The sequence below is a fragment of the Bacillus sp. P4_D3 genome (assembly GCF_056401855.1).
In genome coordinates this window covers 1-6,503 of record NZ_JBFUIN010000169.1, presented here as the reverse complement: position 1 = coordinate 6,503, position 6,503 = coordinate 1, and the positions used below count along the sequence as shown (strand labels likewise).

At 35.9% G+C, this 6,503-nt stretch carries 7 protein-coding genes; 3 read left to right on the top strand and 4 right to left on the bottom strand.

Annotation, left to right across the window (positions count from 1 at the left end):
- Window positions 1-25 precede the first annotated feature (25 nt).
- Window positions 26-2,749: an aconitate hydratase AcnA gene (acnA, locus tag AC1DTM_RS15965; RefSeq protein ID WP_016105826.1), complete on the bottom strand. Its 2,724-nt coding sequence runs from the start codon at window positions 2,747-2,749 to the stop codon at window positions 26-28.
- A 289-nt stretch (window positions 2,750-3,038) separates the two neighbouring features.
- Here acnA and sspO point away from each other — a divergent pair, with 289 nt between their 5' ends.
- Window positions 3,039-3,188 (top strand): small acid-soluble spore protein O, encoded by a 150-nt coding sequence (sspO, locus tag AC1DTM_RS15960; RefSeq protein WP_016105827.1) that lies wholly within the window; start codon window positions 3,039-3,041, stop codon window positions 3,186-3,188.
- 37 nt (window positions 3,189-3,225) lie between these two features.
- Here the strand turns inward: sspO and pdaB are convergent, their stop codons facing one another.
- Complete coding sequence (gene pdaB / locus AC1DTM_RS15955; protein WP_082187244.1) at window positions 3,226-3,951, bottom strand: polysaccharide deacetylase family sporulation protein PdaB; 726 nt, start codon at window positions 3,949-3,951, stop codon at window positions 3,226-3,228.
- 46 nt (window positions 3,952-3,997) lie between these two features.
- Complete coding sequence (locus AC1DTM_RS15950) at window positions 3,998-4,261, bottom strand: hypothetical protein (protein WP_016105829.1); 264 nt, start codon at window positions 4,259-4,261, stop codon at window positions 3,998-4,000.
- 120 nt (window positions 4,262-4,381) lie between these two features.
- On the opposite strand from AC1DTM_RS15950, the gene AC1DTM_RS15945 reads away from it, so the two are divergent.
- The gene (locus AC1DTM_RS15945) at window positions 4,382-4,504 is read left to right on the top strand and encodes a small acid-soluble spore protein P (protein WP_000517651.1); all 123 of its coding nucleotides are present in this window, start codon (window positions 4,382-4,384) and stop codon (window positions 4,502-4,504) included.
- 124 nt (window positions 4,505-4,628) lie between these two features.
- Window positions 4,629-5,015 (top strand): Hsp20/alpha crystallin family protein, encoded by a 387-nt coding sequence (locus AC1DTM_RS15940; protein ID WP_016105830.1) that lies wholly within the window; start codon window positions 4,629-4,631, stop codon window positions 5,013-5,015.
- Between the two features lie 51 nt (window positions 5,016-5,066).
- Here AC1DTM_RS15940 and AC1DTM_RS15935 read toward each other — a convergent pair whose 3' ends face one another.
- The gene (locus AC1DTM_RS15935; RefSeq protein ID WP_477000466.1) at window positions 5,067-6,305 is read right to left on the bottom strand and encodes an MDR family MFS transporter; all 1,239 of its coding nucleotides are present in this window, start codon (window positions 6,303-6,305) and stop codon (window positions 5,067-5,069) included.
- Window positions 6,306-6,503: the final 198 nt, after the last annotated feature.

Below are 6,503 nucleotides of genomic sequence, written 5' to 3'. Positions count from 1 at the left end.
CTTCCTTATCATTCATTTCAATTATTTAGTTTGACACTTTAGACTCTTCGATTTTCGAACGAAGAACCATTTGCAAGATACCACCGTGACGGTAGTAGTCAATTTCAACTTCACTATCGAAACGAGCTACTACTTCAAATTGCTTCTCTTTTCCTTCTGAATCGATTGCAACTACTTTTACAAGATCGCGTGGTCTAACCGTTTTGTCAATTTGAATTTCAAATGACTCATCACCAACAAGACCTAACGTTTCAGCACTGTCTCCATCTTTAAATTGTAATGGTAATACGCCCATTAATACTAAGTTACTGCGGTGAATACGCTCGAAGCTCTCTGCGATTACTGCTTTAATACCTAATAAGTTTGTACCTTTCGCAGCCCAGTCACGAGAACTTCCCATACCGTAGTCTTTACCAGCAACAACTAGAAGGCCTGTGCCATCTTCTTTATATTTCATCGCAGCATCATAGATAGATGTTACTTCACCAGTTGGCCAATATGTTGTATATCCGCCTTCTGTTCCTGGTGCGATTTGGTTTTTAATACGGATGTTTGCGAATGTACCACGCATCATAACTTCATGGTTACCACGACGAGAACCGTAAGAGTTAAAGTCAACTGGTTGTACGCCGTTTTCTAGTAAATAACGTCCAGCTGGCGTATGCTTACCAATTGAACCTGCTGGTGAAATGTGGTCTGTCGTTACAGAATCTCCAAATTTACCAACTATGCGTAAACCTGATAACGTTTCAACTTCACCCGGCTCTTTAGATAATCCTTCAAAGAACGGTGGGTTTTGAATGTATGTTGAATCATTATCCCAAGTATATAAAGCTTCATTTGAAGTTTGGATTTCATTCCAGCGCTCATTACTGTTAAATACTTGTGCATATTCTTTTTTGAACAATTCAGATGTAACAACACTTTGAACTACATCTTCAATTTCTTTAGCTGATGGCCAAATATCATTAAAGTAAACAGCATTACCATTTACATCTTTACCGATTTCATCATTTTTCAGGTCAATATCAACAGTACCTGCAAGTGCATATGCCACAACAAGTGGTGGTGATGCTAAGTAGTTTGCTTTTACAAGTGGATGAATACGACCTTCAAAGTTACGGTTACCAGATAAAACAGATGTTACTAATAAATCGTTTGCTGCGATTGCTTCTTCTAATTCCTCTGCTAATGGACCAGAGTTACCGATACAAGTCGTACAGCCGTAACCAACTGTTTGGAAACCTAATTGATCTAAATACGTTGTTAAACCAGACTTATCTAAGTACTCTGTAACAACTTTAGATCCTGGTGCTAATGATGTTTTTACGTAACCAGGTACTTTAAGTCCTTTTTCAATTGCTTTCTTCGCAACTAAACCTGCTCCAATTAATACGTATGGATTTGACGTATTTGTACAGCTTGTAATCGCAGCGATTGCAATTCCGCCTGTTTTCATCGTTACTTCTTGATCTTTTAATGTAACTTTCACTTCTTTATCAAACTCTTGCTCATTGAATCCAAGTCCTTGTGTTCCAACTGGTGCTACAACAGCCTTATGGAACTCTTCTTTCATATTTGAAAGCGGAATTAAATCTTGCGGACGTTTCGGTCCAGAAAGGTTAGATTCGATTGCATTTAAATCAATTTCAACAAGATCAGTATAGATTGGATCTTTACTGTCTGCTGTATAGAATAAACCGTTTGCTTTACAATATTCTTCAACAACGCGAATTTGCTCTTCATCTCTACCTGTTAAACGTAAGTATTCTAATGAAATGTCGTCGATTGGGAAGAATCCACAAGTTGCACCGTATTCTGGTGCCATATTTGAAATTGTTGCACGGTCAGCTAAAGGCATGCTCTTTAGTCCACTACCGAAGAACTCAACAAATTTACCAACTACACCTTTTTGACGTAACACTTGTGTTACTTTTAATGCAACATCAGTTGCTGTTGTACCACTTGGAAGTGTACCAGTTAATTTCACACCGATTACTTCAGGCACTGGGAAATATGAAGGCTGTCCAAGCATTCCTGCTTCTGCTTCAATACCACCAACGCCCCATCCAAGAACACCGATACCATTAATCATTGTTGTATGTGAGTCTGTTCCAACTAATGAATCTGGGTATGCAACTAAGTCACCTTCAGCATTTTTCACCGCATGAACAACCGGTGCTAAATATTCAAGGTTTACTTGGTGTACAATACCTGTTGCTGGTGGAACTGCACGGTAGTTATCAAATGATTTCTGTGCCCAGCTTAAAAATTTATAACGTTCTTCATTACGTTTAAACTCTAAGTCCATGTTGAATGCAAGCGAGTCTGCTGTACCCGCTCTATCAACCTGTACAGAGTGGTCAATTACAAGGTCTACAGTAATTTCTGGATTAATTTTATCAGGATCTCCGCCCATATCTGCCATTGCTTTACGAAGCGAAGCCAAATCTACAACAGCTGGAACACCTGTGAAGTCTTGTAAGATTACACGAGATGGTTTAAATGGAACATCGATATCTTGAACATCTTTCGTTCCCCATTTCGCTAAATTTGTAACATGTTCTTCTGTAATTACGCGTCCGTCTACTTGACGAAGTACAGATTCAAGTAAAACTTTCACGGAATATGGTAATTGAGATACGTTGCCAACCCCTGCGTTTTCAAGCGCTTTCAATTGATAATAATGATACGTCTTTCCATCTAGTTCAAAAGTTGCACGTGATTGAAATGGATTATGTTTGACCATTATGTTTCCCCCCTGTTAAACGTGACTAAGTTGTCTGAATATAAAATGTAGACAAACTTTTCAATACCTTACGATAATATCTTATTACAACTTTCTAAATAAGTAAATAATAAGAAACTTATGGATTATCATAAGTTTTCTTTATCTTTCTAAATTTGAATAGTGTCCATGCTCTTTATTAATACTATTACTATAAAGTAAAGCACTCTTTCAGCGTTTTACTTTACGTTCATATATGCTATGAACGACTCATGGTTCGTCTATAAAAAACATTATAGAGGTGAGAAAAATGGGTAAACGAAAAGCCAATCACATTATTTCAGGAATGAATGCTGCATCCGCACAAGGACAAGGAACTGGTTATAACGAAGAGTTCGCAAACGAACCTTTAACACCAGCGCAGCGACAAAATAATAAGAAACGAAAAAAGAATCAGTAACGAAAAATCCCAAAAGGTACACCTTTTGGGATTTTCTCTAATGTTTATAACGTAATAACTCCGAAACTGTTACAAATCGATAACCCTGCTTTTTCAGCTCAGGTAAAATTTTTGCTAATGCCGCCACTGTTTGACTACGATCACTTCCTCCATCGTGCAACAGTACAATATCTCCACTTTTAGCATTTTTCACAACATGATTTACAATGGATTCAGTACCTGGATTYGCCCAATCACGAGGATCTTGATGCCATGACCATAGAACAATTTGATACCCAGCTCTTTTTGCCGTAGTAAATACAGCATCATTAATATATCCACCTGGTGGACGGAACAATAAAGGTTCTTTCGCCCATTTTTCAAAATATTTCTTTCCATTTAAAATATCATGTTCTAATTTTTCATCCGATGAATTACTCGCATACAAATGATTCATCGTATGATTTCCAATTTCATGTCCTTCTTTCAACACTTGCTTTACTAAATATGGATTACGCTGAACTCGAAATCCAATCATAAAAAAAGTCGCTTCTGCCTTATATTGATGTAATAAATCTAGAATTTGCGGCGTATATGTTGGATCTGGTCCATCATCAAACGTAATTGCAATAACCTTTTCATTATTTGGCACTTCCCACGTTACATAGCCAGTTGGCTCTAGTTCTTTTCTGAGCAACATTTTAGCTTCCACTTTGTCCACTTGAAATATATGTACTGCGCATAGTAAAGAAAAAACTAATAGAAAAACCTTCTGTTTCAACATAGCGTTCGTTAAAGTAATAAGGTTGTCGAATACACAACAACCTCATTTACTTTTCTAATTGATCTACATTTCGCATAATATTTTGGAGATTATTTTCGTATTGCTCAAGTTGTGGACGTTGTGTTTCCGAAGCTACTTCTAGCGCATTTTGAATCTGTTCATACGCTTCCTGGACCTCTTGGCGTAACTCTTTTAAATCATGACCGTAGTTTGGATCATTTTTTACAATGTTGTTAAATGTATTTTCTGCTTGTGTAACTCCTTGCTGTGCAGCTTGAAAAGCTTGTTGTTTATCTTTATGATATGGCATTATACAATCCCCTTTCTATAATAGTTAGTCCCATTTATCTTTACCTTTTTTTCTAAAAACATTCTCGTATAAATTAGCAAACTTCTCTCATTCTAATAGGAAGAGGAGGTGTTATATACAATGGGCAAAAACAATCGTGAATCTAAAGAAAAAAAAGGCCAACCTGAACCATTAAGCGGATCTCATAAAGTGAAAAACCGTAACCATTCTCGTCAAAAAAATCATGCGCATCATGATATGTAAAACAAAATATTCACACTAGCTACCTTTGCCACATACAATGTTTATATTTTTTCATTTATTCTTCACCTCTAGTTCATTCATGCATAACATAGTATGAATTGAGATTTTACGGAGGGTGTCTTACATGGGCAAGAAAAAGAAGGATTGTCTTTTTCATGTTGATGGTTTCGAAGAATGGATGGATCAATTTTGTTCTGATTCTTGTAGTAACTTTAGTTTTCCAAATCAAATTCATATTGACCTTTGTGAAACAGAACAAGAATACATTTTGGAAACAGATGTACCAAATGCAACTGCACAAAATGTACTCATTAAAAAGATGGAGACAGGCCTAAACATTTGCATACTTCATAAAAACACTTCTTTACAGCGGATCATTCCTTTACCTGCTAATATCATTTACAAGAAGATGCTAGCCTGCTTAGAGAATGGATATTTAGCCATTCATATTTCCAAAAACGAAGTTGCCAATAAGCATGAAGAAAAAGTCTTTTTTCGAATTAACGATTGATATAAATACAAATATAAGCCCGAGCAACCTTTTAGTTTGCTCGGGCTTATGTTATTTCGCATGTATTTCTATTTTAGAATTTCTAAAGTATCTTTTTTTCAATAAACCTTTTGTCACTAAAAGAACTGGGAACGCTATGCTTGAAAATATAGCTAATATTAAAAATACTAAAAAGCCATTTTGATACCCATAATAATCGAGAAGTATCCCACCAAACCATGGCCCGATTACTCCACCAATTCCTGAAAAACCCATAGCTCCAAAATATGTCCCTTTCAAATGTGAAACAGCTATCTCATCAATAAATACATCTGTCATTGAAAACATTAATACTTCTCCGAATGTAAAAATAATTGTACATATAGCAGCCCCTAACATAGATTCTACTAGTCCAAATCCAAACAATCCCCCGCTCACAAATAACGTTCCAACCATAATAGACGCTAACGGCGTATAGTTTTTACACATTTGAATAACAGGGTATTGAATAACTACTACTGTAATTGCATTTAAAGTTAGCATATATGAGAACAGTTTTACTCCATCTTGAAATATATGTGCGTTTGCAAAATATTGAGATAGTGTCGTCGTTAAATGTGAAAAACCACTATTACTCAAAATAATCCCGACTAAAGCCACTAAAAATACTGTGTCTTTTCGCAAAATCCGAACCGCATTTAACATTGTGACCGGATTTTTTGTAGTTACTTTCTTTTTATCAAGTGGATATTTCTTAAATTGAAGCGCTAATATAACTGTATATAAAATGTACACTCCAGCGGCTACTAAAAAAGGAATTGTTGATTTTGCACTTCCGAGCTRCAATCCAACAATTGGACCAACAGCTACCCCGACATTTACTGCCCCATACCGCAAATTATACGCAAGTAAACGATACTCTGGTTTTGTTAAATCTGATAATAACGCTCTTGATGTCGGTTCAAAAAAAGACCGACATAACCCATTCAAAGCGTTTAATAGAAAGAAACTAAAAACATGATCTGCAACTGAAAACCCTATAAATACAAAAATCCAAACGATCATGGACCATATCATAATCGTTTTCCGGCCAAATCGATCCGATAAATTCCCCCCAATAAAACTAGCAAAAACTCCAACAAGCGCACTCGTTCCAATGATAGCACCGGTCATTCCAGCTGATACGTCTTTAACAGTCGTTAAATAAATCGCTAAAAAAGGAATGCTCATTGAAGTTGCAAACCTAGCAAATAATGTCCCTATAATGATACTCATTCCAAGTGGATGAATATTTTGTAACTTCCCCTTCATCTTTAAACCTACTCTCCCTTTTCTTACATAAAAAAAGAAAGCAAAGGATCTGCTTTCTTTTTCCTTTTTCTATACTTGAGATGTTTATACCCGAGCTGTTCTCGTTATCTCCATATCAATTCCATATGTAAACTGTAGTTCTTTACAAACATCTTTAATCAAAATAGCTACATTATACTTTTCATTAAATTCTAAAAC

Bases quoted from the DNA above. Each gene is read 5' to 3' on its own strand.
- acnA (WP_016105826.1), bottom strand. From the start codon at position 2,749: ATGGTCAAACATAATCCATTTCAATCACGTGCAACTTTTGAACTAGAT.
- sspO (WP_016105827.1), top strand. From the start codon at position 3,039: ATGGGTAAACGAAAAGCCAATCACATTATTTCAGGAATGAATGCTGCA.
- AC1DTM_RS15950 (WP_016105829.1), bottom strand. From the start codon at position 4,261: ATGCCATATCATAAAGATAAACAACAAGCTTTTCAAGCTGCACAGCAA.
- AC1DTM_RS15945 (WP_000517651.1), top strand. From the start codon at position 4,382: ATGGGCAAAAACAATCGTGAATCTAAAGAAAAAAAAGGCCAACCTGAA.
- AC1DTM_RS15940 (WP_016105830.1), top strand. From the start codon at position 4,629: ATGGGCAAGAAAAAGAAGGATTGTCTTTTTCATGTTGATGGTTTCGAA.